Source organism: Draconibacterium sediminis, assembly GCF_000949475.1.
In the GTDB taxonomy this organism is placed as follows: Bacteria; Bacteroidota; Bacteroidia; order Bacteroidales; family Prolixibacteraceae; genus Draconibacterium; species Draconibacterium sediminis.
The window spans coordinates 2,501-5,348 of sequence record NZ_JRHC01000015.1 but is presented as its reverse complement, the minus strand read 5'-3'; the positions used below and the strand labels follow the sequence as shown (position 1 = coordinate 5,348).

General features: G+C 47.3%; 2 tRNA genes and 2 rRNA genes (1 of these 4 only partly in view). All 4 read left to right on the top strand.

What is annotated here, in order from left to right:
- The first annotated feature begins 132 nt into the window (after positions 1–132).
- Positions 133–1,652: ribosomal RNA gene (locus LH29_RS23445) — 16S ribosomal RNA — on the top strand.
- Positions 1,653–1,792: 140 nt separating this feature from the next.
- Positions 1,793–1,866, top strand: a tRNA-Ile gene (locus tag LH29_RS23440).
- 77 nt (positions 1,867–1,943) lie between these two features.
- Positions 1,944–2,017: transfer RNA gene (locus LH29_RS23435), tRNA-Ala, on the top strand.
- A 283-nt stretch (positions 2,018–2,300) separates the two neighbouring features.
- A 23S ribosomal RNA gene (locus tag LH29_RS23430) occupies positions 2,301–2,848 on the top strand (it continues 2,250 nt past the right edge of the window).
- Together the 16S and 23S rRNA genes with 2 tRNA genes alongside form the textbook arrangement of a ribosomal RNA operon.

The following is a 2,848-nucleotide window of genomic DNA, read 5'->3' as shown; positions in this document are numbered from 1 at the left end:
TGCTGGTTTTTTTACGCAAAGTTCTTTAAAATTTTGAAGCACAAAAAAGCAAGGTTAATAATAAAACAACTTTGTTGATTTCTGAGAGAGACAAGTAAACCTGGAGCGAAAGATATTAAACTTTTTATATTTACAACGGAGAGTTTGATCCTGGCTCAGGATGAACGCTAGCGGGAGGCCTAACACATGCAAGTCGAGGGGCAGCACGTCTTCGGATGGTGGCGACCGGCGCACGGGTGCGTAACGCGTATGCAACCTTCCTTGTACAGAGGGATAGCCCATGGAAACGTGGATTAATATCTCATAGTATCACAATTTCGCATGTTATTGTGATTAAAGTTTCGGCGGTACAAGATGGGCATGCGTAAGATTAGCTAGTTGGTGAGGTAACAGCTCACCAAGGCAACGATCTTTAGGGGTTCTGAGAGGATTATCCCCCACACTGGTACTGAGACACGGACCAGACTCCTACGGGAGGCAGCAGTGAGGAATATTGGTCAATGGGCGCAAGCCTGAACCAGCCATCCCGCGTGCAGGATGACGGCCCTATGGGTTGTAAACTGCTTTTGTTTGCCAAGAATGTTACCTACGTGTAGGTATTTGACGGTAGCAAATGAATAAGGACCGGCTAACTCCGTGCCAGCAGCCGCGGTAATACGGAGGGTCCAAGCGTTATCCGGATTTATTGGGTTTAAAGGGTGCGCAGGCGGAACTTTAAGTCAGTGGTGAAATCTTGCCGCTTAACGGTAAAATTGCCATTGATACTGAAGTTCTTGAATGTAGTTGAGGTAGGCGGAATGTGTTGTGTAGCGGTGAAATGCATAGATATGACACAGAACGCCAATTGCGAAGGCAGCTTACTAAGCTACGATTGACGCTGAGGCACGAAAGCGTGGGGAGCGAACAGGATTAGATACCCTGGTAGTCCACGCCGTAAACGATGATCACTCGCTGTTTGCGATACACAGTAAGCGGCTGAGCGAAAGCATTAAGTGATCCACCTGGGGAGTACGATCGCAAGGTTGAAACTCAAAGGAATTGACGGGGGCCCGCACAAGCGGAGGAACATGTGGTTTAATTCGATGATACGCGAGGAACCTTACCTGGGCTTAAATGTAGATTGCATAGATTGGAAACAGTCTTTCTCTTCGGAGCTATTTACAAGGTGCTGCATGGTTGTCGTCAGCTCGTGCCGTGAGGTGTCGGGTTAAGTCCCATAACGAGCGCAACCCCTATCGTTAGTTGCTAGCAGGTAATGCTGAGGACTCTAGCGAGACTGCCACCGTAAGGTGAGAGGAAGGTGGGGATGACGTCAAATCAGCACGGCCCTTATGTCCAGGGCTACACACGTGTTACAATGGTCGGTACAAAGGGCAGCTACACAGCGATGTGATGCCAATCCCTAAAGCCGATCCCAGTTCGGATTGGAGTCTGCAACCCGACTCCATGAAGTTGGATTCGCTAGTAATCGGATATCAGCCATGATCCGGTGAATACGTTCCCGGGCCTTGTACACACCGCCCGTCAAACCATGGAAGCTGGGGGTACCTGAAGTATGTGACCGCAAGGAGCGTCCTAGGGTAAAACTGGTAACTGGGGTTAAGTCGTAACAAGGTAGCCGTACCGGAAGGTGTGGCTGGAACACCTCCTTTCTGGAGCACAGGTTTAATAGAGTTTCTGTGACGAGATTGACGAAAGTTGTCCTTGCTTTTTTTAAAATATTACACAATGAGTTGCAAAGCGGGAGCTGCGCTAAAAGCCAAAGCTCAGAAAGCTTGGCGCTTAGAAAAACAGTCCCGTAGCTCAGCTGGTTAGAGTACTACACTGATAATGTAGGGGTCCCCAGTTCAAGTCTGGGCGGGACTACAAGTCCAGTCGACAGTAAGAAGTCGCAGTAATCAGGAAACTGAAAACTGAGACTGAACGCTGTAAACTGAAAGTTCGGGGGATTAGCTCAGTTGGCTAGAGCGCTAGATTTGCATTCTAGAGGTCAAGGGTTCGACTCCCTTATTCTCCACGGAGGCTGAAAAGTCGTAAAAAAGTCCACAAAACAGTGGCAGGTTCATAGTAATAGTGAGCAGAAGATAATGCTGGTGCACGCAAGTTGATAAGGTTCGATTCCTTAATTATCTACACAAGTTGAAACAGGCAACTGTTTCTGTGCTTTAAAGTTCTTTGGCATGTTGGGAAAAAATAATTTTGATAATTACGAAAGTGATTATCGAGAGTCAAATCAAATCACAAGATAGAGACGACAATTTTACAGAGATACAATTGAATCAATACGAGGATTCTCTAAAAAGAAAGTTACTAAGGGCGTACGGAGGATGCCTAGGCTCTCAGAGGCGAAGAAGGACGTGACAAGCTGCGATAAGCTTCGGGGATTAGCAAATATGAATCGATCCGAAGATTTCCGAATGGGGCAACCCACCCGCAAGGGTATCCGCAAGGAGGCTAACCCGGGGAACTGAAACATCTAAGTACCCGGAGGAAAAGAAAATAATAATGATTCCCATAGTAGTGGCGAGCGAACTGGGAACAGCCTAAACCAATATTGTTTCGGCAATGTTGGGGTTGTAGGGCTGCGACATGGAGAAGTATTTAAAACTGGAAAGGTTTTGGAAAAGCCTACCACAGACGGTGACAGTCCGGTACAGGTAATAAATACAATCCTAGCAGTACCCTGAGTAGGGCGGAACACGAGAAATTCTGTCTGAATCTGCCAGGACCATCTGGTAAGGCTAAATACTCCTGAGAGACCGATAGCGAACAAGTACCGTGAGGGAAAGGTGAAAAGCACCCCGAACAGGGGAGTGAAATAGTACCTGAAACCGTACGCTTACAAGCG